The organism is Trichococcus sp. TS_SC_9 (genome assembly GCF_056156325.1).
In genome coordinates this window covers 87,249-111,554 of record NZ_CM149591.1, presented here as the reverse complement: position 1 = coordinate 111,554, position 24,306 = coordinate 87,249, and the positions used below count along the sequence as shown (strand labels likewise).

17 protein-coding genes are annotated in these 24,306 nt (G+C 40.1%); 15 read left to right on the top strand and 2 right to left on the bottom strand.

The window, feature by feature from the left end; all coding sequences use genetic code 11:
- Window positions 1–144 precede the first annotated feature (144 nt).
- From AC0J5I_RS00450 to dgoD, 11 genes are all read left to right on the top strand, one after another.
- Window positions 145–1,185 carry a glycosyltransferase gene (locus tag AC0J5I_RS00450; RefSeq protein WP_475301949.1) on the top strand — a complete coding sequence of 347 codons (1,041 nt, stop codon included), beginning with the start codon at window positions 145–147 and terminating at the stop codon, window positions 1,183–1,185.
- Between the two features lie 5 nt (window positions 1,186–1,190).
- On the top strand, window positions 1,191–3,407 hold the full coding sequence (locus AC0J5I_RS00445) for a glycosyltransferase (RefSeq protein WP_475301945.1): 2,217 nt from the start codon (window positions 1,191–1,193) through the stop codon (window positions 3,405–3,407).
- Window positions 3,404–5,227 carry a lantibiotic ABC transporter permease gene (locus AC0J5I_RS00440; protein ID WP_475301939.1) on the top strand — a complete coding sequence of 608 codons (1,824 nt, stop codon included), beginning with the start codon at window positions 3,404–3,406 and terminating at the stop codon, window positions 5,225–5,227. The genes AC0J5I_RS00445 and AC0J5I_RS00440 overlap by 4 nt, the downstream gene beginning before the upstream one ends.
- An 88-nt stretch (window positions 5,228–5,315) precedes the next feature.
- Window positions 5,316–5,996 carry a nuclease-related domain-containing protein gene (locus tag AC0J5I_RS00435; RefSeq protein WP_475301935.1) on the top strand — a complete coding sequence of 227 codons (681 nt, stop codon included), beginning with the start codon at window positions 5,316–5,318 and terminating at the stop codon, window positions 5,994–5,996.
- A gap of 34 nt (window positions 5,997–6,030) precedes the next feature.
- Entirely contained in the window at window positions 6,031–6,765 is a 735-nt protein-coding gene (locus AC0J5I_RS00430) for a plasmid pRiA4b ORF-3 family protein (protein ID WP_475301931.1), read from the top strand.
- 468 nt (window positions 6,766–7,233) lie between these two features.
- Window positions 7,234–9,300, top strand: coding sequence for a BglG family transcription antiterminator (locus tag AC0J5I_RS00425; protein ID WP_475301926.1), 2,067 nt, complete (start codon window positions 7,234–7,236; stop codon window positions 9,298–9,300).
- A gap of 27 nt (window positions 9,301–9,327) precedes the next feature.
- Complete coding sequence (locus tag AC0J5I_RS00420) at window positions 9,328–9,951, top strand: bifunctional 4-hydroxy-2-oxoglutarate aldolase/2-dehydro-3-deoxy-phosphogluconate aldolase (protein ID WP_475301922.1); 624 nt, start codon at window positions 9,328–9,330, stop codon at window positions 9,949–9,951.
- An 18-nt stretch (window positions 9,952–9,969) separates the two neighbouring features.
- Window positions 9,970–10,425: a PTS sugar transporter subunit IIA gene (locus AC0J5I_RS00415; RefSeq protein ID WP_119092920.1), complete on the top strand. Its 456-nt coding sequence runs from the start codon at window positions 9,970–9,972 to the stop codon at window positions 10,423–10,425.
- A gap of 18 nt (window positions 10,426–10,443) precedes the next feature.
- Entirely contained in the window at window positions 10,444–10,719 is a 276-nt protein-coding gene (locus AC0J5I_RS00410) for a PTS sugar transporter subunit IIB (protein ID WP_119092896.1), read from the top strand.
- Between the two features lie 24 nt (window positions 10,720–10,743).
- On the top strand, window positions 10,744–12,138 hold the full coding sequence (locus tag AC0J5I_RS00405; RefSeq protein WP_475301915.1) for a PTS galactitol transporter subunit IIC: 1,395 nt from the start codon (window positions 10,744–10,746) through the stop codon (window positions 12,136–12,138).
- Window positions 12,139–12,163: 25 nt separating this feature from the next.
- Window positions 12,164–13,309: a galactonate dehydratase gene (gene dgoD / locus AC0J5I_RS00400; protein WP_119092895.1), complete on the top strand. Its 1,146-nt coding sequence runs from the start codon at window positions 12,164–12,166 to the stop codon at window positions 13,307–13,309.
- A 413-nt stretch (window positions 13,310–13,722) separates the two neighbouring features.
- Here the strand turns inward: dgoD and AC0J5I_RS00395 are convergent, their stop codons facing one another.
- Complete coding sequence (locus AC0J5I_RS00395) at window positions 13,723–14,427, bottom strand: EAL domain-containing protein (protein ID WP_475301910.1); 705 nt, start codon at window positions 14,425–14,427, stop codon at window positions 13,723–13,725.
- Between the two features lie 910 nt (window positions 14,428–15,337).
- On the opposite strand from AC0J5I_RS00395, the gene AC0J5I_RS00390 reads away from it, so the two are divergent.
- Window positions 15,338–16,405, top strand: coding sequence for an HRDC domain-containing protein (locus AC0J5I_RS00390; protein ID WP_475301907.1), 1,068 nt, complete (start codon window positions 15,338–15,340; stop codon window positions 16,403–16,405).
- Between the two features lie 1,705 nt (window positions 16,406–18,110).
- A complete protein-coding gene (locus AC0J5I_RS00385; protein ID WP_475301903.1) occupies window positions 18,111–19,163 on the top strand; it encodes a GGDEF domain-containing protein in 1,053 nt (350 codons plus the stop codon).
- A 284-nt stretch (window positions 19,164–19,447) separates the two neighbouring features.
- Here the strand turns inward: AC0J5I_RS00385 and AC0J5I_RS00380 are convergent, their stop codons facing one another.
- Window positions 19,448–20,152 carry an EAL domain-containing protein gene (locus tag AC0J5I_RS00380; protein ID WP_475301899.1) on the bottom strand — a complete coding sequence of 235 codons (705 nt, stop codon included), beginning with the start codon at window positions 20,150–20,152 and terminating at the stop codon, window positions 19,448–19,450.
- Between the two features lie 508 nt (window positions 20,153–20,660).
- On the opposite strand from AC0J5I_RS00380, the gene AC0J5I_RS00375 reads away from it, so the two are divergent.
- Both AC0J5I_RS00375 and AC0J5I_RS00370 read left to right on the top strand, forming a co-directional pair.
- The gene (locus tag AC0J5I_RS00375; protein WP_475301895.1) at window positions 20,661–21,638 is read left to right on the top strand and encodes a GGDEF domain-containing protein; all 978 of its coding nucleotides are present in this window, start codon (window positions 20,661–20,663) and stop codon (window positions 21,636–21,638) included.
- 330 nt (window positions 21,639–21,968) lie between these two features.
- Window positions 21,969–24,233, top strand: coding sequence for a putative bifunctional diguanylate cyclase/phosphodiesterase (locus AC0J5I_RS00370; RefSeq protein WP_475301893.1), 2,265 nt, complete (start codon window positions 21,969–21,971; stop codon window positions 24,231–24,233).
- The last annotated feature ends 73 nt before the right edge of the window (window positions 24,234–24,306 follow it).

Genomic DNA, 24,306 nt, shown 5'->3' with positions numbered 1-24,306 from the left:
GGCAGCGCGCAATCGGGCAAATAAAAATAGTGAAGAAAACGCTGAATCGGGCCGATTTAGCTTTATATAAAGAAAAAAAGGTAGAAATGAAGTAAATGTTTCCTACACCTATTAAGGTCAAGTCTATTATTGAAAGGAATTGCTATGGAAAATGTTGTGATTGTTATACCTTCACTCGAACCGGATGCCAAACTGTTGGATCTGGTTGATTCTATCCGCCAACAGAATCAAATTTGGCCGATAGTGATCATTGATGACGGAAGTGGTACTGCATATGATGCTATATTTCAAGAGGCTCACGAAAAGAACGACTGCATTGTTATCCGTCATGCGGAGAATAAAGGAAAAGGAGCTGCAATCAAAACAGCAATCCGGTATATACTGTCCAATCTGAAAAGTGCACAATATATGGTGACAATAGATTCGGATGGACAACACACGCTAGATGATATGATCAAATGTGTCCAAGCGGCTGAAACGCATGGGAATGCATTGGTTTTGGGCGTCAGGGACTTTGAACAGAAGATGCCACTGCGGAGCAAATTCGGTAATGTTCTGACACGAAACATATTGCGGATGACCACTGGCATCGATATCAAGGATACGCAAACAGGCCTTCGGGTAATTCCCACGCACTTCATGTCCAAGCTGCTCGAAGTTCCGGGTGATGGATTTGAATATGAGACCAATATGCTGCTTGAGACGAAACGAAGTAATTGGGAAATCCATTCGCAAGCAATTTCCACAATTTACATTGAAGATAATGCATCATCACACTTTCGGGTTATAGCTGATTCCATTGCCATTTATACTGTCTTCATCAAATATTTTTTGTCATCTGCAGCCTCATTCCTTGTGGATGTATGCGTCTATGCAATTTTGATGGGCTTGCTGGATGATGCAAGTCTGCATACCATCGCATTATCTTCATTCAGCGCACGAGCCATTTCGTCGGTGTTCAACTACTTTGTGAACAGAAAAGTGGTTTTCTCCAATGATTCCAGTAGTAGCTTCTTGAAATATTTTGGGCTGGTATCCGTTCAAATCATGTTGTCCGCTTATCTGGTATACTTCGGACATTTACTTTTCCCGGATGTGGATACGGTCCCAGTCAAAATAATGGTTGATTGCTTATTATTTTTTTCCAGTTATTATATCCAGAAGAAATACGTCTTTAGGAGGTGACTTACATGCAGCGAAAAAAGAAAATCTTATATATAACGGCATTGATCCTGACTGTGATTTACCTTGTTTGGAGAGGCCTCTATACACTCCCTTGGGACGAATCTATTTTCGCACTCGTCTTTGGGATTTTATTATGGATCAGTGAAATCATATCAAATTTTACAGCAGTGGTCCTTATTTGGAGCAAAAATAGCTCGAAAGAAATAACCAAACCTGCCGCGGATCCTGAACTTTTCCCGGATGTGGATATCTTTATCGCTACCCACAATGAAGAGGTGACACTGCTGTTGAAAACGGTGAACGCGGCTGTGAATATAGAGTATCCGGATAAAGCCAAAGTGCATATTTATTTGTCGGACGATTCCAACCGAACAGAAGTCAGGGACTTAGCGAACCGTTTTTCAGTTGGCTACATTGGTTTGCAGGACAATAAACATGCCAAGGCAGGTAATTTAAATAATGCTTTAAAGCAAACCAGTTCCCCGCTAATTGCGACATTTGATGCGGATATGATTCCTTACTCCAATTTTTTGATGGAGACAGTTCCTTATTTTGTGGATGATTGGATCGGCAATACTGATAAGAAAAAGCCTTTGGGATTGATTCAGACACCGCAAAGCTTTTATAATGCGGACCTGTTTCAATTCAATCTCTTTTCTGAAACATCCCTTCCAAATGAACAGGACTTTTTTTCAAGAGAAATCAATGTGCTCAATAATGCTCAGGACGCCGCGATATACACGGGATCCAATACCTTGATTTTGCGTAAAGCAATCGATGATGCCGGCGGTTTTCCTTTAAATACCATCACGGAAGATTTTGAACTGGGAGCAAGAATCAATACAAAAGGGTACCGGAACATTTCGACGACTGAACCATTGGCAAGCGGGTTGACTCCGAACGATATACCCAGTGCCATCAGACAGCGTATCCGATGGGGGAGGGGGGTCGTTCAAAGTGTGCATAACCTGCACATTTTGACCAATAAGGACTTAACCTTCAGACAGAAAATGATTTTTCTGAATAGTTATTTATATTGGTGGTCTTTTATCCGGAGACTTCTCTATATCATTGCGCCAATCCTTTTTACGGTTTTCGGCATCAAAGTTGTGGATAATAATTTCTGGACATTATTGATTTTTTGGTTGCCAAGTTACTACTTAATCCATCTTTCGATGCAGGATCTATCCAGCGATATCCGAACACAGCGATGGGGGGAAGTTCAGGAGACAATTTTTGCCCCCTATATGGTCCTGCCTGTTTTTTTGCAGGCAATCGGAATAAAAGAGAGCCGATTCAAAGTGACAAATAAAGCAGCGGTTCAATCAAAAAAAGATGTTCTGTATGTTATCCCGCACGTTATCCTATTGCTATTGACCATTATAGGGATTGTTACATTTAATTACGGTAAATACGGATCAGAGATATTTTATGGTAGTGTCATTACTTTTTGGTTGTTAACGCATTTGTTTAATCTTACTTTTTCGGTGCTGTTTTTTTTGGGGAGACCCATTTACAGAAAATCTGAACGCTTTCTGGCAGAAAATCCTATTCTTGTGAAGTATAACAGCAAGGAATATCAGTTGGTGACAAAAAATCATTCAGAGAATGGCTTGTCCTTCCTTTCTGAGGATCCGCTTTATTTTCCTGAGGATGCCGTGCTGCACTATACGATTGAAAAAAATAAATACAGGACGCACCTTTCTGGCAAAGTAGTCCGCATTTTCCAAGAAAGCAGCGGCTGGGTTTATGGTGTGGAACATGAGGAAATCCCTAATGAAGAATTTCTTCAATATTTATTGATCATCTATGATGGCTTTAATCAAAGTCTGCCCCAATTCCGTGATCCTTGGGTAAACTCATTCGATCGCTTCATTGACAACTTCAACAGAAGGTTGGAAGGCGACCAAACTGATAAAGGCGATGAGCCAAGTAAATTTCCACTTATTCGAATCAATGAAGAGGTCGATGTATCAGGTGTAACATTGCTACTCAAGAGATTCAATTATCATCATTTCTACATCGCTTCCCAGCAGGACCTATCCGAAAATAAAGAGCTTCATGTGAGCATCGATGGCGTTCCATTCGACTTAAGCTATATCGCTCAAAATGATGAGGATGAGTATACATTTGAAGTCGATAACTTGGCAACATTAATGAATGATTCTGCATTTGAAACGTTGCTGCACAAATGGCGTAATAGAGTGGGGGGGATTTCATGATTCTGGTTATTGCACGTCTGTTTCTGTTCATCTTCTCCATTTATGGATTCAAATGGGTTCTTCAGCAATTTCTTGGATTCGATCCGAGGATTGGATGGGTCGCTGCTTGCTGTTTGAATATTCTTATTTTATATTTTGGCGCGTTTGCAGGCGTGCTTGAGGCGACTGCCATCGCTCTAGCCATCATTGGCTGGTTGCTTGCGGGTTATGCGTTGTATCGGAATTTCAGACAGAATCAGCCCTTCAGACCTAGAATCACCTTAATCACTATCGGTCTTTTGTTTTATTTTCTGCTGTTCGCATACACGCTTCTCAATACGAAGTTGGCGCATTACGACAACTTCTCGCACTGGGCGACAATCGTAAAATTTCTGTATACGGAATCCAGATTGCCTACTTCAGCAGACACAATCATCAGTTTTGGCTCTTACCCTTTAGGCAGCTCTCTTTTTGTGTATTATGCGACAAAAATGGTCGGTTTCAGTGACGGCACTATGCTGATTGGGCAATTCTTGTTGATATACAGTTGTGTTATTGCCTTATTTGCCCCTATAAGGGATGAATCCCGTAGCTTGGTCGTGGCAATGAATTTCAGCCTGCTGGCTATATTTAACTACTTCAACATTTCGATCAGAATGAACAATCTGTTGGTGGACTTTCTTCTCCCAATGCTGACTTTGGCGGGGATTGCCGGTATCTATAGCATGCGCAAAAATATCAAAGCGCTGTCCGTCTATTTTATTCTGATTGCTTCGGTTTTGGGCCTGATAAAAAACAGTGCCATTTTCTTTGTCGGGATCCTGTTCATCTACTATCTTTACACAGTGGTTGGTGCTAGACAAAGGTTCGGACGAGTTTGGCATCTTCCGATTAACTTACTGGCAGTTTTTGGTGCTGCTCTGGGTCCTTATATCATGTGGACCATTCACGTAGGGAAACAGTTTTCCAATTCCAAGCATGCGGTGAGCCTGAGCGGTTACCAACAGATTTATCTCGAAAAAGATTCTTCCATTACTGCAGAAATAACAGAAAAATTTATGGTTGCACTGACGGACCTAACAAGTATTCCGTCTCAAGGAATTCTTCTTTTCAATTTTGTGATGATCGGTTCCTATATTGTCATTCGCTATTTTGTTAAGCGCAACAACAGCATCCTGCGCTGCACCGTTTTCGTGGATCTGATCATCGTGGCTTACTATATCGGAATCTATTTCATGTTCCTCTTTTCCATGCCCACGGAGGAGGCACTCGTTCTGGCAGGGTTTGAACGCTATGCCTCCAGCATCATCATCTTTTCGCTTGGGATTGCCATGATGGTGCTTTCCCGGGAAATTGATTACTCTTTGTTCGAACAAGGCATCCAAAGCAGAAACCATCGCAGCTTTAAAAACTTGACCACCAAAAAAATCTATCAACTCAGCAGCATGGGACTGTTTTTCTTCGCTGTAATCATGCTTCTGTCCGAAAACAACGGCATGAAGTACAATAACACTATGTACAAAAATTCAGTGCCTTATACATTTTCGGAAATCGCCGAGAACCAGATGACGTTGAGTTCAGAACATTATTTGGTGATCAGTGCCGACAAGGAAGCTGTCAAAAACTACCTGATCAGCTATGTCGGCAAATATTATTTGTATTCTCCGAATGTTGATGCAGTGGAGAATGTCATGATGGATGATGAATCTTTCCTGAACCTGATGCAAAAATACGATAAAATCGTAGTGCTCGACGATCATTATACCTTTAACGCCATGACAAAAAAACTGATTCACACCCATTTTGAGCCAGGGATATATGATGTCGATGACTATTTTTGAGTAACTGCAATTCTTATGAGTGGATATAGGCTACGGAAGCGTATTATACTCAAAAGTAGTTCATTTCTCAATAAAGGAGTTGATCAATATGGGCGTAATACTATTTTTTTTCCTGGCCGCAATAGTCATTTTCCGACCCCAACAAAAACGTTTCACATCCTCAGGCTACAAAGATGCAAGCGGGCACAGTTTTTTTGAAACGGTGACCGATCGCGGACGCAACGGCGAGTATTTGACCTTTTCCTATTTGGAACGTTTCGGCGACGAACACAAATTATTGACGAATGTCTATCTACCCAAGGAAGACGGCACCACCACCGAAATCGATCTGATCATGATCACGGCAACCGGCATCTATGTGTTCGAATCGAAGAATTACAGCGGTTGGATTTTTGGGGACGAGAACAGTAAATTCTGGACTCAATCACTCAAAGGTGGGAAAAAGTATCGATTTTATAACCCTATTTGGCAAAACAAGAAGCATATCAGCGTATTACAGAAGTACCTGAGACTGGGCAACAACATGTTCCGCTCCTACATCATCTTCAGCGAACGCTGCGAATTGAAGAAAATGTCTGTCCATTCCCCGGAAGTGAAGGTCATGAATCGGAACGTGCTCTTTAGAGAGGTCGAGGATGATATGACATACTTGCCGGAAGTACTCAGCATCTGGGAAATCAACCAAATATACAATGATCTCAGCAGATACACACTGGCGGACGCTCAGACGAAACAAGCACATATCAATGCGATGAGCTGGAAGAATTGACGCTGCGTGGATTTGAAACGGAAAGGATAATACTATGAAGGCATACATCCTAAAAATCGAACTCCAGGATTCCGAACCTTTGATTTGGCGGAGGATCATCATGCCCGCGGATGCGACGTTCAACCGTCTGCATGACGTGATCCAAGCAGTGACGAATTTCCAAAGTGGCTATCCGTCAGACGCCTATCATCTGTTCCGTTTTGATTTTCCCGAAGAAAATTTGGCTGTCACGAACGATGAGGAAGCGTATCTGGAGCATCAGCACTACAAGAAAAACAAAGGGCTTTATGCAAAGCGACTGAAAAAAGCGTCTCCAGCCCATCTTAAATTTGAACAATTACATCAAGAACGCTTGAAGATCGAAATCCGCAAACCGACCGGATTGAAAATCGACAAGTATCTCGAGACGCATAAGGAGATTCATTACCTCTATGACTTTGGGAGTGAGTGGCAATTCACAATCACACTCGAAAACATCGTGAACGATTATTATTTCGGTTACCCGACCTTGCTGGACGGTGCCGAAGCAGCACCGCCAGAAGATGCCGGCGGCATCAATGGGTTCTATGAATTCTTAACTATCTATCGTGATGAAACGCATCCCGAGCATGAAGAAATGAAGCAATGGGCTCAATCGCAGCGGTTCAGGGAATATGATCCGGATAGGACAAATAGTATTTTGAAATCCCTCCACTACAAGAAGACTGAATGGGGAAAAATCAATCACGACAATTACCGGATCATCGAGGATAAGTACCGGAAGGAATAAGGTGCTCTCAATAACTGAACAGACGCGCGCAATCATCCGATGAGGAAGACTGCGCGCTTTTCTTTTTTATGTATATTGATGGCTTGCGAGGAGGCTAAAGTTCCCGATGAGTAAATGTTCACCGGAAAACTGGAATCGAATGATACAGGAATAACCGACGAAGTCATGTACCCGGGAATCTGAGAATCGGATAATACTACAATTCACGCTAAATCCATCATCCAGCTTTTCATACCAACTCATCCACAACAACTAAAAGACCTGTATAATGAATGATTGTACAGCTACACTAGGAACATTTCAGCATGAAAGTAGGGTGACAGGAAAGACCATCATACCCGCCTATGAGTCACTAACAAGACCACCGCTGAACAAAAATTACAAGCGAGCAGGACAAAAGTTGGTATGAAAACGTGTACAATTTTAACGGATTCAATCATATAATGAGAAATGTCAGGAGGGGGCAACATGTTTTTGGATAAACGCAGTTTGGAAATCATCAAAATCCTTTTGAAATATCCTCACTTGAAAAGTAAAGATTTGGAAGAAAAATTGAGTTTGTCAAGGAGGCAGATAACGTATTCAATCGAAAAAGCAAACGGTTGGCTGGAAGCGAACGGGTTGCCGGTTATTCAACGGAACAATGCAGGAACGTTTCTCTTGAACCAGAAAGTACAGAATTATTTAGCGGAGCAAATGCAAGGGACCTGTTGGGAGAACGAAACTGATTATATTCCCACTGAGCAGGAGCGCAGTTTGATGATCGTTTTGTATATGATCGATACGAGCGAAGAAGTTTCCTTGGCGCATCTGATGGATTTGTTGAAGGTGAGCAAGAATACGGCATTGAGCGACGTAAAGCTAGCGTTGAAATACATCGAACCTTTCAAACTTACCATTACTTACTCACGAATGAGGGGCTACTGCATTTCAGGCGAGGAGATTGCGGCACGTAAACTGATCCGAAAGTTGGTCATGGACATTCTGGAAATGTATCACGGGTCGGATTTTATGGATGAGTTGCTTGGCGAGCGCCGGGAAGAAACATTTGGGCTTGTTCGGGAAATGGAGCAGTTACTCCACATCAAGTACACCGATCAGAGTCTGGACGTGCTATCTTATGTAATCGCGTTCAATCTCTCGCGTGCACAAAATAATCATCATCTGTCAAAGAAATCAATTGCACGCCATACGGATATTCAGGCTACGCGGGAATACAGGACAGCACAGCAGATTCTGGAGGAGCATCTGAGTCTACCTGATCTGGAACGGAACTGGATCATCTTGCAGTTTTTGATGGCGAATATCCAACAATCCGAGATACACGGATTTGAAGAAACACAACTGAAGGAAGCCGTCGAGCAAGTCATTTCCCTTTTCGAAGATAAAGTGTTCATCAAAGTTAGCGATCAGAGAATCTTGACGGAAAGGCTGTTTATGCATCTCCGTCCAGCGTATTACCGCAGTAGACACCATTTGAACTTGGAAGTCGACTCTTACGCGGCGTTCATACGTGGGGACGATAATTTGCTGATCTTGTTCAATATCATTCAGGAAATCATCTATCCGATTGAAGAATCACTGCAAGTGAGATTTCCGCAGAACGAACTAGCCTTGCTGACTTTCTTGTTCGGCACAGAACTAGTAAACCAGGGGATTTCCTTGAAGAATAAGACTATTGCTGTTGTCGTCTGCGCGAACGGGTTGACCATCTCGCGATTGCTGAAGCATACGTTGAAGGATCTTTTTCCGGACTTCGTATTCACGGAGACATTGTCCTCGAGGGAATTCAGCAACTATAGCAGCAGATACGATATTGCTTTCACATCCGTTCCGCTTGCGACAGAAAAACTATCCTTTTTGGTTGATCCGTTGATGTCGGACAACGAAAAAAACGGATTGAAGAGGCAAGTCTATCAGAAAATCGGATTGTACGATGAGGAAGCTGTGCAGCGCATCATGGAGGTCGTCAAGCGGTATACCGAGGTGACGGATGAGGAAAGTCTAGAACAGGCCTTGCATCAAGTGGTCTTGTCGAACAAATCGGAAACCAAAGCCGTACCTGACCAAAATGCTTTGCCTGATCTAAATAGCTATTTTCCGCAAGACGCAATCCAAATAATTGATGGTGCTGAAGATTGGAAAGAAGCGTTAGCATTGGCTTGTTCGCCATTGCTGAAAAGGGGTATCATCACCGAAAAATATATAGATACTTTGATTGCAGAAAATGATACGGAAGAATCCTACAGCTTTTTGGGGGACTGCATGGCTATTCCGCATTCCTCGGTCGAGAAGGGTGTTCTCTCCGATGGGTTTGCATTGTTAATCTTGAAAAAGCCGGTACAATTTCGCAATCAGAAGCAGATCCGAATCATTGCGCCGTTGGCAATCCTGAATCAATCCGTTCATCTGAAAGCAATCATACAATTAAACAAGTTGGCAGAAGATGAGGTCGCAATCAGTAGTATGTTGGCTGCAGAAGAGACTACTGTTATAAGGGAAATCATCAAAGAGGCATCTAAAAAAAAGGTATGATGTAAAAAAACAAGGGAGGCAGAAAGAATGGAATTGACTAAATTTCCGAAAGTAACCATCATTTTGCGCGGCTATGACTATAACCAAGTGAGAACGGTGATGGAAGCTCTTGAAGGACAGGAAGAACAATATGCGTTGGAAATCACATTAAATTCTCCTGATGTTTTTGAAACAATCCGAAAAACAGCAGAGGAATACGGCGACCGCTTTCTGATTGGAGCAGGGACAGTGTTGAATCTGGAGGATGCCCGAAAAGCAGTCGATGCAGGTGCTGCCTTCATCCTGTCACCAGTTGTATTGAGCGAAGAAGTTATTTCATTCTGTAAGAACAAAGGGGTGTTGACAGTGCCTGCAGCGATGACGCCTTCAGAAGTGCATTCGTTGAAGGAAGCCGGGGCGGATATAATCAAAATATTTCCGGCCACATCCGTGGATATCAGCCATTTCAACGCGCTGATGGGCCCTTTAGGAGTCACACCGTTCATGGCTGTTGGTGGCGTTAATCAAGATAACGCTAATACATTTCTGGAGAATGGTGCCCAGTTTGTGGGTATTGGTTCGGGTATCTTCGAAAAAGAAGATATTCAAGCGTGTAATGTAAATAATTTAAAAAAATCATTAGCAGCTTTTCATGAAAAGCTGAGTAGTTAAGGTGGGGAGCATATGAGTCTGGACTTGAAAATCAATGATGAACTAGTATTTTTGGATTTGAAATGCGACAAGAATGAAGAAGTGCTGGGATTGTTGTCAGATCAACTATATAAGTTGGGGTACGTCAAAGAAGGTTATCGTGAAGCAGTGCTGGAAAGGGAAAAAATTTATCCGACCGGCTTACCATCCTTGGGCCATAAGATTGCGATTCCGCATGCTGACTTTGATTTGGTAAACAAAACGACCATCGCGATTGGCGTTTTGGATGAAACGGTCACGTTCCAATCAATGGAAAACGTGGAACAGCCACTAGACATTAAAATAGTCATTATGTTGGCCATCAGTGAGCCACATGGACAAATTGAAATGTTGCAAAAGATTGTCTCGATTATCCAGGATGAGAGTTTAACAGAAAGAATCGCTAATTCGAAGTCTAAAGATGAAATCATGAATGTACTGGAATATATATTATAAGAAAGTAGGAGATCAGATATGAAAAGAGTATTAGTTGCTTGTGGAAACGGAATTGCGACATCGACGGTGGTTGCTTCAAAAATCAGAGAATATGCCGAAAATGCAGGAGTAATCATCAAAACGGAACAATGTAAATTAATGGAGGTTCCTGGAAAAGGGGACGATTATGATTTAGTTGTTACAACAGGCCAATTTGGCGGACAAGTTAATGCTCCTGTCGTGGGTGCTTTATCTTTGTTAACTGGCATTGGTAAAGAAGACACTCTTAAAGAGATTTTGAGCTACCTAAAATAAAAAACAGATTTAGGAGGAGAAATTATGTGGGATGCAATTATGACAGGATTCGAATGGCTTATTGGAGCTGGGCCAACAGTGATGTTGCCCATTATCATAACCGTTATTGGTTTAGTATTTGGCTTGAAATTAGGAAAAGCATTTAAATCTGGTTTAACCTTAGGTATTGGTTTTGCTGGAATCAGGTTATTGCTGGATTACATGTCCTCAAACTTAGGACCTGCAGCTCGAGCGATGGTTGAAAACATCGGGATTAATTTAGATGTTCTTGATGTTGGCTGGGGATCAATTGCAGCGATAACTTGGTCTTCTCCAATTATTGTATTTATTGTTTTCGCAATATTTGCAGTAAATATTATCATGTTATTAACCAAAACGACTAACACTTTAGATGTTGATATTTGGAATTATCACCATATGGCCATTGTGGGTATTATGGTGCACTATGTCACAAAAAATATTTGGCTTGGTATCGGAGCTTCAGTTGTCATGGCCATTACAACCTTTAAGATAGCCGATTGGTCTCAACCATTAATTGAAAAATTCTTTGGTATTCCTGGAGTTTCCCTGCCAACGGTATCGGCAACCTCTACATTACTGCTTGCTTGGCCTTTAAATTGGTTGCTGGATAGAATTCCTGGCATTAACAAAATTAATCTGACGCTTAAAGATGTTCAGAAATACCTTGGCTTTTTTGGAGATCAAATGATATTAGGTTTGATATTAGGTTCAGCTATTGGCTTGTTAGGTGGATACACTATTACGGCTTCTTTGCAATTAGGGGTAAGTATGTCTGCTGTATTGGTTATTATTCCTAAAATGACTTCTTTGTTTGTTGAAGGATTAATGCCTATTTCAGAAGCAGCACAAAGCTGGTCTCAAAGGAAATTCAAAAACAGAAAACTATTTATCGGTTTAGATGCAGCGATTGTAGTAGGAAACCAAGATGTAATCACTACTGCCTTGATTTTGATTCCTTTAACTATTGGACTTGCCTTTATATTACCCGGGAATAGAATGCTGCCTTTTGCTGATCTAGCAATCATCCCATTTAGAATTGCCTTTGTTGTTGCACTCACACGTGGGAACTTCTTCAAAAACATTATTATTGGACTAGCAACTACTACAGCTATTTTATATGCAGGTTCAATTACTGCACCTATTCTAACTGAGCTTGCATCTTCGATAGGTATTGAAGTAGCAGTTGCAGGTGGAGCTCTATTCATCTCATCATTTTCAGCAACTAGCTTATCGCATAGTTTCTTAATATTCTTTGCCTTTATTGGTCCATTACTCATAACGATGCCTATTATGATTGTTGTTATTGCACTGTTCTGGTTTTACTTTGAAGTTATCAAGCCTAAATCTAAAATAGCTAAAGAAGAAATGGAACTAGTAAGTGAAGAACAGTCTTACTAACTAATTGTAAAATGGAGGATGGAAAATGAAAATTACCGAAATAAAAGTATACAAAGTCAAGCCAAGATGGATTTTTATCAAAATAAGCACCGATGAAGGAATTGATGGCTGGGGTGAAATGATTTCAGGTACCAAAACCGAAACAGTCGTTGCGGGTGCTTATGAAATGGGTAAACGAATCGTCGGACGGAATCCGATGGAAATCGAAAGAATTTGGCAAGAATTGCACCGTTCATTCTTTAGAGGTGGTCCAATCAACGGAACGATCATATCCGGTATCGAGATGGCGCTTTGGGACATCAAAGGCAAGTACTACAACGCACCGGTTTATGAATTGCTGGGCGGTGCTGTCCGAGACAACATCATGGTGTACTCTTGGATCGGCGGAGATCGGCCGGATGAAGTAGTGGAAAGTGCCTTGGATAGACTGGACCGAGGATTCAAAGCTATCAAGATGAATGCCACTGAGGAGCTGCATTATATCGACTCCTTCAAAAAAGTTCAAGAAGTCGTGGACAGAGTCGCATCGATCCGGAACAAAGTTGGTTATGATCTGGAAATCGGAGTCGATTTCCACGGACGCGTCCATAAACCAATGGCAAAAGTCTTGGCAAAGGAATTGGAACCGTACAAGCCTATGTTTTTGGAAGAAGTCGTTCTTCCCGAAAATGAAGAACACTTCGCCGAAATCGCACAGCACGTTTCGACTCCCTTGGCGACTGGGGAAAGATTGTACACAAGATGGCAATTCAAGAATATCTTCAAACAAGGCGCCATCGATATCATCCAGCCAGATGTCGCTCTTGTCGGTGGAATCTTGGAAACGAGGAAAATCGCGGCGATGGCTGAAGCCTATGACATGGCGGTTGCACCACATGCTCCTTACGGTCCGATTGCATTGGCTGCGACATTACAAGTCGATGCTTGCACGCCGAATGTCTTCATTCAGGAACAAAGTCTGGGCATCCATTACAACAAAGGCTTCGACTTATTAGATTTTGTGAAGAACAAAGAAATGTTCCAATACAAGGACGGCTTCGTCGACCTCCCAACCAAACCAGGTTTGGGTATCGAAATGAACGAAGAATTCGTAGAGGAAATCGCGCAAAAAGGTCTGATCTGGACCAACCCAATGTGGAAAAACTACGATGGTACGATAGCTGAATGGTAAGTCTAATTTTTAAACGATAGGAAATTTTTGAAACCTCCCCGGCTCGTCGCATCGCGAAGAGCCGGGGAGGTTTCCTGTCTTCTTTTAATGGAGGTGAACTTCAGCGAAGCTTAGAGGTTCAGTGGTGATATTTTTTGCGAGATTAAGTAAGACAATTTCCGGATGAAAAAGTGGCAACACCATGGATTTCTGAGTGGTACGGCATGGAAATACAGATTGCGTCTAGCGGGTGCTCTGCAACAGCTATCGAGCTGTCGGAAAAGGACACGGGCGTTATAACGTTTGAATGGCTAAAAATAGTTAAAGGCAAGAACACCGACGAAGCTTAGCTTCGTCGGTGTTCTTGCCTTTTTGTGATCAGTGACTTTGATTAGCTGGATGTATGCTTGGCCGAGTGCTCCGGCCGCAAAAGGTCAATTCAATACTTGGCCTTTCCCGTGGTAATAGCCTTGTTGATAAACCATACCTAAGTTTTTAAGCTTGTTGCTGACGCCTTCTGACTCAACGCCTTCAACAATCATTTTAAGATGGTAGTGGTTCGACAAATTAAGCCAGCTGATCAAGAAATAGAACATGATGTCTTCATTGATGTTTCTGAATTTTAACAACGAGATTTTGATCGTATGAATATTTTGAATATTTTTTGCTATTAATTCAAAGTTGTTTTGGCCACTCCCAATATCATCAATCGCTAATGAAAAACCTTTATTCTTAAGTTTTAGGATACAAATTTGGAGGTGCTCTTCTCTATCTGCAGGAGCAAACTCGCAGTGGTGCTCAGTTAATTCGATTGAAACGGTCCTTTTCATAAATGAAATAGTGTCCAAAAAATCCCATGTTGAGGGATGCTGCAACTGTTTTGGATGCAAATTCAACGATAATTTGGTGTTACAGTGGCTGTCCCTTAATTTTTTCAGTTCCCTAAAATAATAAGCCATCAACTGGGAATTGCGTTCTTCTTTCTCAATGAACCACAGGAACATTTTTTCCGGGAAAGCACGCAGCTTTTTTGATCTTAATAAAATTTCGTATCCATCGATAATATTTGTATGTGAACACAACACGATTGGCTGAAATACCAGGTAAAAATCATCTAACAACTCTTGCGTCTTATCCATTCACTTTTCTCCTTTACGATCACTGCAAAGTAACCAGTAAAAATATGTTGGGCCGAATCCTATGGTTAAATAATTGCAGCGATTAAAATAAATGATACCAGATGATTATTCGAATACATTTGTGTATAAAAATCAAGTTAGCCTAAAATCACAAACTTTTGAATACGAATCCTCTTCGCACTTCTGGATCATAGCCGATTATAATTGCTATTTCATAAGAACTACATCTTTAAAGAGGTGACCTACATGCAGCGAAAAAAAGAAAATCTTATTTGTAACAGTATTTATCCTGACTGTGATTTACCTTGTTTGGAGAGGGCTCTACACGCCCATAGGACGAATCTGTATTTGCAATCGTCATAGGGATTTTACTATGGATTAGTGAGCTTACATCTAATTTTACAGCTATGATCCTTTTTTTGAGAAAAACAGTCTTAAAAGAATAACAAAACCCCTATGCATCTAGCATTATCATCTTTTCGCTGTGGGTTGCCATGATGGTGAATGGAGGAGCGCGTATTCTGAAGTCATTCATTTCCGAAGAGCGGGTTCCCATAGAATCAGATACTTTTTGGAAAGTCCGAACTTCGGCGAAGCCGTCGTTCACAGACAATCTCGAGATAGAAATGTGAAATAATCATTTTTAATCATAGTTTAATTTTATTAGATATAGTAAAATTGATATCGTATTAATTGCTAAAATAAAATTGAAAAAAAACGGTATGATAGCCCTCTGTTCCGCAACGTATTTCGTTTCATTCAGACTGAATTCTTATTTCAAGATAGGGGCATTTGTATGGGGAAGTCGGCTATCCTAGGCGGGCAGTTCGACTATTTCGCTCAGTCATGAGCGAGTGATTTACAAGACACTATTATTACTAAATAATGCAAACGAGATTGGAGGATTACAATGGGAGTTTTTGATTCATTCAAAGAATTGGTAACGCAAAAGCCGGTAGGATTGAAGAAACCTGATTTTTATAAAGCCGACAGCGATTCAAAGAAGCAGCTGGAGCGATTGCAGCAGCTTTACGCCACCGCACCGGACAGGATGAAACCGCAGATAGAGCGTGACATGAAGCTGCTCGCGTACGGCATTGCCGGGGAGGAGAACGTCGCGTTTGAGCTGAACAATAGCTACCTGCCGATTATCGTCCTGCACGATCTGCGCCTCGAGCACGAGGACCTGTCGGCGCAGATCGACTACCTCATCATCACCACGAAGTTTTGTCTGATCGTCGAGTGCAAAAACCTCTTCGGCAACCTTGAAGTGAACAGCCGGGGCGAGTTCATCCGCGAGCTGGACTTCAATGGAAAACGCAAAAAGGAAGGCATCTATAGTCCGGTTACGCAAAATACGCGGCATATGGAAATGATTAAAGGGATTGGTTCAGCAAATAAAAAGAATTTGTTGAACCGGGTTGCGTTTGAGAAATTCTTCAAGGACACTTATCGATCCGTGATTGTCCTTGCCAATCCCAAAACCGTCATCAACCTGAAGCGTGCTCCGAAAATAGTGAAAGATCAGATTATTCGCAGCGACCAGTTGATTGAATACATCAAGAAATTGGTTCGCGAAAGTAAGGATTTGGCATGGGCGGAAAAAGAGATGTATGAGATGGCGGAGTTTTTCGTGGGTATACACAAGGAGAATCCTGTTGATTATACGGAGAAGTATTTTGTTCATGGCGTAGTTGAGAATAGTGAGGCAATTGTAGATAGAGAAGAGAACGGCAGAGCGGAAGTTAGAATTGAGGAGACGCCGCTTTATGAGGCGTTGAAACAGTACCGGTATAAGACCAGCAAAGGGGAAGGTATCAAAGCTTTTTATATTTTCAGTAATGCGCAGCTTGAGGCGTTGATTGCAATTAGGCCACGGAGTTTGGATGAGCTCAGGAAGATTTCTGGGTTTGGTGAGATTAAGTGTGAGAAGTATGGGGAAGCTATATTGGGGATATTGAGGAGGTATACAAGATAGGGTGGAGGGTCAATCTATGCAATATATTTTGCCTCATTGCATTTGTGTTGATGTATTTATTGTAAAATATAGATATGCTATTTAAACGATTATACTTATAATCTTAAATTTAGGTTTACGATTGTAGTGTATTATATAAAAATATGAGGATGATATTAGGCAGATTCGTCAAAGCACAATTAATTCAAGTATAAAGAGATATGTTTCAGTAGGAGAAACTTCTCAAATGTTTGATTTTTCTATAAGAGGAAGTGAGTGGGAGTACTCAGCAATTCTAGGATGGAGTGATCAAGATTTCTCTCGTTGCTATATAAAAGTTTTAATCAAGCTGCTGGAATCCTCGTAAGAGAAGGAATGCATTTTTATGACTATCTGGTTTACTCTATCATATTTAATTATAGACATTATGTAGAGTTGGCTTTGAAAAATTTAAATATTCTTTTTCGTCTTCATTTTTTTCTAGGAAATTCACTTTATGATGAACCATAATATTGAAGGGCTACTAAATGAATTAACGGTCTTTTTAGATAAATACCAAATAGATCATTTGCTCCCTCAATAAGTTAGGTTAGCAATAATGGAAATAAGCAAGATCGATAAAAAAATGATAGATTTCGATATACCCATGATATTAGCGGCTATTTTTCTCATCAATACACCCATAATTTTATTGAATTAAAACGTTTTGATCTAGGAATGAAGCAAATACATGAATATTTAGAACTTATGGCTACATGGTTTGCTGAAGTGCAGTATGATGGACTGACAAATTTTCTTTTTGTAAATTTCATAAATACTCTATCATCGAAGATAAGTACCGGAAGGAATAAGATGCTATTAAAAGCCGAACAGGCGCGCGCAATCATCCGATAAGGAAGATTGCGCTCTTTTCTTTTGTTCAACATGCTAATGTTGCAACACTGTGCACTTTTTGCCTGCAATATAAAAAATTTAAGATAGCACATCCAACTTGCTCACCGTCTTTAAAAGTGGAGAGACCAAAATGATTCGCTTCGGCCGCGTCGATTTGGTCAAATCATAAAAGGGAAACAGAATGAATGATGGATAACACGACGAACGAAGTGGTTGTATTATTGATGGCTACGGCACTGTTGGTAAGCTGGTTATGAAAGACAGGGACCTGACCCCTGAGGTGAAGGCCATTAATTGCTATATTTCGACCTATGCTGGGACTGGCGACACGGTGTATCCATCCGGTTGATTGATCTGTTACGACATGAACATGGATAAGGGTCGCTTCCCAGCTCCGGTGAGCAAATGTTGGCCGGAGGAGGACGCATTGCGTGTGTCTGTACTACGGCGAAGCCGCGGTGGTCGGAGGTAATGATCTCTTTTGATTTTCTCCTCCGGCGGGAAAGCCGCTGACCGGTGTTGCATTTATGTTGAAGCAATACAGAAATTTATTAAGCAAAAGTTTATAAAAGTAGTATTATAAAATTGTATATCTATATTGAGTTTCTTAAAATTATAAATATAGTTATTATCATGTCTATTGTTCGTTTTATGTAATTATTTTTTAAATTATAGTGTTATAAAACAAAGTATGTGATGTATAATGGGGCAACGTTATATAATTTAATGATACATTCAGATTTGGAAACATTTGTTCCTATGGATTGTATTACCAATCGGGCAAGTTGGCAAATGGATGGTTTCTATTAGGCATATAAATAAGGAGTGCACAATGGTTAATATACTGGCAAACGTAGGCATCATGTCAATGGGTGTATATTTTTATATGAGGACCAGCTCTGGTTGGCATAATCAGGATGGAGGAAATAAAGCCGATATTATCACTAGCATTTTGTTGGAAGTGTTGGTGGGCATCATTTTGATGAGCTTTTCCACCGTTGTAGATGGCGTAAGATATGACTTAAGATTTCTTTTGTTCTGTCTTTCTGCGAAATATTTGGATTGGAAAGTGACTAGTTCGAGTATTATTTTATTGGCTATCTTAAGATTTGGGTGGGAAAATGACCAGGTCGCGCAATTGAATTTGCTTGCAAGTATTGTTCTGGCAGCCTCGTTGCCACTCATTGTGGCTTTTATCAAGAACAAGTGGAATAACCTGATGCAGTTGCACATTTTGGTCAGCTGCTGCATCTGGCCAATCATTTTATTGTCCAATTATTTGATAGCTGATAGATTACAGGCTATCTATATTAGTCTGGTGATGGTTGTGGTCGGTTATGGAAGCGTCTATATCATGCATCATTTTGTTTTTGATCTCTATTATCTGATTATTTCCGCCAGCACTGATCATCTGACAGGGCTTAAAAATGTGCGTACGTTCCATCGAGAAATGACTTCAGCAGAGCAGAAGAAGGATAGATCAGTAACACTGGCTGTCATCGATATCGATTATTTTAAGGACTACAATGATTGCTTCGGACATGATAGTGGGGATGCGACATTGAGACAGTTGGCAGAGGTGTTCAAGGATCAAACAATTGCGGAGGCAACCTTTTATAGAATCGGTGGAGAGGAATTTGCGCTCATCCTCGAAAAAACTCAGCCAACCGATGCAGAAAATTTTGTGCGGCATCTTCAGCAAATCGTTGAAGAAAAAGTATTTTTTGCAACATCAGGAGACCCGATAGCCCTTACTATATCATCAGGTGTAGCGCATCGCCGGAAAAACGAATCACTGAAAAAAACCCTCAAGAGGGCAGATGCTGCCCTGTATCAGGCTAAAAGAAACGGCAGAAATAAAGTAATAATAGCTCTACCGCACTAGAAAACGAATTAAAAAAAATGAATACATTATCTTATCCCCAAAGAGTTTTCTCGTCGGGTGTTACGCAACAGTTTTCAATCTGCCGAAAAAGGACACGGTCGACATTACATATGAACAGCAAAAAACAGTTAAAGGCAAGAACTCCGACGAAGCTCATGTTCGTGAGAGTTCTTGCCTTTTGTGATTAGTGGTTTTGATTAGTTAAAGGTATGTTTTGTCGGAAGAACCGGTCAGTGAGGGCAGCCTACCCCCGACGAAGCCGTGCTGGGCTGAGTGATGGATGGTCAAACCAATACTTGGCCTTTCCCGTGAAAATAGCCCTGCTGATAAACCATACCCAAGTTTTTCAACTCATTGCTGAGACTTTCAGATTCAACGCCTTCGACAATCATTTTAAGCTGATAGTGTTCGGACAAACAGAGCCAGCTGTTTAAAAAATTGAACAAAACATCCTCGTTCAGACTACGAAATTTTAACAGTGAGACCTTTATGGTGTTAATATGCGGGATATTCCTCGCTACTAATTCAAAGTTATTTTGACCACTCCCCACATCATCAATCGCTATGGAAAATCCTTTTTTCTTAAGTTTTAAAATACAAAATTGGAGGTGCTCATCTCTATCTACCGAATCCACCTCGCAGTGGTGTTCAGTTAACTCGATTGAAACGTTCCTTTTCATAAATGAAATATTGTCCAAAAAATCCCAAGTTGAGGGATGCTGCAACTGTTTTGGATGCAGATTCAGAGATAGTTTGGTGTTGCTATGGGAATCCATTATTTTAGCCAGTTCCCTCGAATAATAAGCCATCAATTTGGAATTGCGGTGCTCCTCTTCGATGAACCACAGGAAAGTTTTTTCAGGAAAAATTCGATGCTTCTTTGATCGTAGTAAAATTTCATACCCATCGACAACATTTGTATTTGAACATAGCATGATTGGCTGACACACTATGTAGAAATCATCTAACAACTCTTGCGTATCTTCCACTAACTTTCCCCCTTTACAATCATTGTAAATTAACTAGTAAAAATACGTTGGATTGAATCCTATGGTTAAATAATTACAATGATTAAAATAAATGTATACTAGATAATTATTCAAACGCGCTGAATCTTGTGAAGAACTTAGTTTTCCTGAAATTGCCAACTAAAGTTAACATATCGGTCAAAAAAAAAATTATTTAATCCTAAAAAAAATACAATATTGTATTTTTTCTTTATGTAAAAGTTTTCAATGCTTATAAACATTATACATTATGAAATAAGTAAGTTATAATTGGCAAAAATATTACTGTTTTAACTAAGCTATTTGTTTGAAATCAAACATTTGTTCTGATAGAAATTGATACTTAAATTTTATATTACGATGTATGTTAACAAATAGTAACTTGTTTATACTAAGGTATGCATGTAAGGAGTGCACAATGATTAGTCTACTGGCAAATATTGGAATCCTATTTTTGGCTGTTTATTTCTATTTAAGGAGCAACCTAGGATTGGCGAATCAAGAAAATGTTAAGATGTCCTACTTCATTCAATGCATTTTATTGGAAGTGTTGGTAGGAATCGTTTTGTTAAGCTTTTCCACGGTTATTCTGGGCATGAGATATGACTTCAGGTTTCTGATGTTTTGTTTTTCTGCTAGATATTTAGATTGGAAAATAACCAGTTCGAGTATCCTTTTGTTAGGGCTCATCAGATTTGTCTGGGGCAGTACGAGCATTGCCCAAGTCAACTTGATAGTCAGTATTGTGATGGCCATCACATTACCGTTGATAGTCCGTTATACCAAGAATAGGTTGAATGACTTGCCTCAATTGTTGATCTTAGTAACCTATTGTCTTATTCCTTCAGTTCTACTTACCAACCATATTATTGCTGATAAATCACTTGTGCTGTCAATATGTCTTATTCTATTTTCCTCGGGGTATGCAGCAACTTTTGTCATGCACCAATTTATTTCGGATCTGCATAGGTTGATTACATCTGCTGATACCGACCATCTAACAACGCTCAAGAATGTACGTACTTTCAACAACGATTTGGTGAGTATGGAACGGGGAAATAAATTTGTTACGTTGGCAGTTATCGATATAGATCGCTTTAAGGACTATAACGATAACTATGGTCATGAAAGTGGGGATGCACTTTTAATACAGCTGGCCCAGGTGTTCTATGATCTTGCGATTCCAAGTACAGCCTTCTACAGGATCGGTGGTGAAGAGTTCGCCGTAATCATCAATAACCCAAATTCTAGTGAAGCTGAGAGTTTTATGCATAATTTGCAAAAAATAATCGCTCATAAGAATTTCTATGTAACTTCAGGTGAACCAGTAAACGTTACAATATCTGTAGGAGTAGCGCATAATCGCATAGACGAAATACTGAGCCAAACACTCAAACGTGCTGATATAGCGCTATATAAAGCAAAACAAGATGGCAGAAACAAAGTGATTGTTTCTTTTCCGCAATAAAAAATTCGGTCATTCAAATGAACAGAAATCTTGGTTTGAGATGCAACAAGTAAGGGTTCTAAACTAACGTATACTCGAACTTTTCCAATACAACCTCTAGGTATTTCCATTAAAAGCAGCCGCAATTGTTGATCAGACAACTTTTGTGGCTGTTTTTGAATGTGCAAGAGTCAAACTCCTGAGTCAGCAAATAATCAACGTTGTTGCTATAGTTTTTTATATAAGATGATATAATCATTTTAGGACAGTATGGAGAATGAGCGATATCTCTGCTATTCAACTGGCCGTTATGAAAAAAATAGTGCAGTAATTGTTATGGGGGGTTGTGCGGTGGGAAGAGACAAATTAAAGATGGGAGAAATAACCTATTTCTTGGTACCCTTTTTGATAATAGCAATAGGTTTTTCGATTTTGACAGCTTTAACAGTCAAAAATCGAATTGATGAACAATATAATCAGCTTGAAGAGACGACTTTAGAAATTGCAACCAGCTATTCCCACAGTTTGACTCACGCAAGCGAAGCCTATGAGATCATTACGGAACTTTTGGATGAAAAAATAATGATAATAAGTCACGCCATCATGCTTATTGAAAATAAGGATAATAACGAGGTATTGGATAGTATTTCCCAAACGTTCAATGTGGATGAAATACATTTGTACAACAATGAGGGAGTCATTACCAATAGCACTTACGAAGAATTTATCGGGTGGCAGGCACCTGAAGGACATCCGGTTCATGATTTCATGATGAGCGATCAGTCTATGTTGGTGGAAGACGTTCGTCCGAATACCGAGACTGGCGTTTACTATAAATTTGGCTATGTTAAAGATGAGACTGGTGGATTTGTTCAATTAGGGATTCTGGCAGAAAATATCCAGGATTTCATTGGGGCGTTTGAAATCACAAAATTATTAAGTGATATTTCAAATAGGGGAGATGTAAAGCACGTATTTTTCGTCGACATGAAATACGAAATTATTGCGAGCAGCCTTCCTGACTATATTGGCAGTACAATCGATGGTAAAGATATTCGTAAGGAAATGGCTGGCAATGAATCGGATGTGCATAAAGATGAAATAAATGGATCCTCATTTTTTAGAATTTCTGTACCTATATTTGTCCAAAATGAAAAAATAGGGTCGTTGTTGATGTATTGGCCTACCGATAAAGTGGATGCCAAAATTACTCAAATGCTGCGTTACGCTATTACAGTCTCTCTAATTATTATTAGTATAACTGGGAGCATTCTCTATTATGCTTATCGGAAAAATAAAACCAATATTAGAATTGCATACTATGATGAGCTTACGGGTCTTCGTAACAGCAAGTACCTTACGGAATATTTAAATCAAGTGCAAAAAAATCCTCGCAGAAGAAATAAAGCGGTGTTGCTTCTGGACTTCGTTAATTTTAGAATCCTGAACATAACATACGGTTTTTTATACGGAGATGAGATACTCAAACAGATTGCATTTAAAGTCAAAGCAATACTGGATTCGGAAGAAAATTTTTTCCGGTTTGAGGGAGACAGATTTATAGTGGTACTTGACGATTACAAAGATCAGGAAGAGCTGAGAGTATTCGCAAATAAACTTTTGCGCATTTTTGAGAAACCGATTATTGAAGGTACAGAAGTTCAGTATGTGAATGCTCAAATTGCTATAGTGGAGATCAAGAGTAGACATACCTCAACAGATAAAATTCTGCAGGATGCCATATTAACACTCTCTCAAGTCAATGAAAGTTCAGGGAATCCAGTGGCTTTCTTTAACGAAGATATGGCGAAACGACTCTTGCGGCAAGATAAAATTGTAAAAGCGTTGCGAGAAGTCATTGAAGGCAAAGATACCGAATCTTTTTATCTTGAATATCAACCTAAGCTTGATTTGATGAAAAATAAAGTCATTGGATTCGAAGCGTTAGCTAGGCTTCGAGTGGAAAGTATCGGTCAGGTAGCCCCGGATGAATTTATTGCTTTAGCTGAGGAAAAATTGTTGATTTATGATTTAGGGAATCATATTTTATTACTCGCAAGCGAATTTTTGAAGCGACTCCAGGCCGCTGGTTTTCATGAAACGAGTATAGCAGTCAATATTTCTGGCATTCAATTGCTTAGAGAAGACTTTGTGGAAAATTTGCAACGAAATTTCTTTTTACCAGACAAGGTCAGGAAATTGTTGGAATTCGAAGTTACAGAGACGGTATTGCTTGACCATTATAGCCAGATCAACGAAACTTTAGTGGAAATAAAAAAAATGGGTATAGCTATTTCACTGGATGATTTTGGCACCGGATTCTCATCTTTTTCCAGACTTGCTGAACTAAGCCTAGATGTCATTAAGATAGATAGATTCTTTATTGGCAAGATAAGTCATTCACCTGAAAAGGAACTGATCACTTCAGACATCATCTCTATGGCGCATAAAATTGGGTTGAAAGTTGTAGCAGAGGGTGTTGAGGACGAACGTCAAAAGGCATATTTAATAAAATATGGATGCGATATCATCCAAGGCTATCTTCTTAGTAAACCTCTGCCTGAAGAGAGCGTCATCACATTCTTAAGACAATACGATATGGAGTCGTATAAGTAAGTCTTAGGGTCAGGAAAATATTTACTCAGTAAAGCTGACTCGTGCATTATTTTGGTAGGCCGGTAAAGTGATT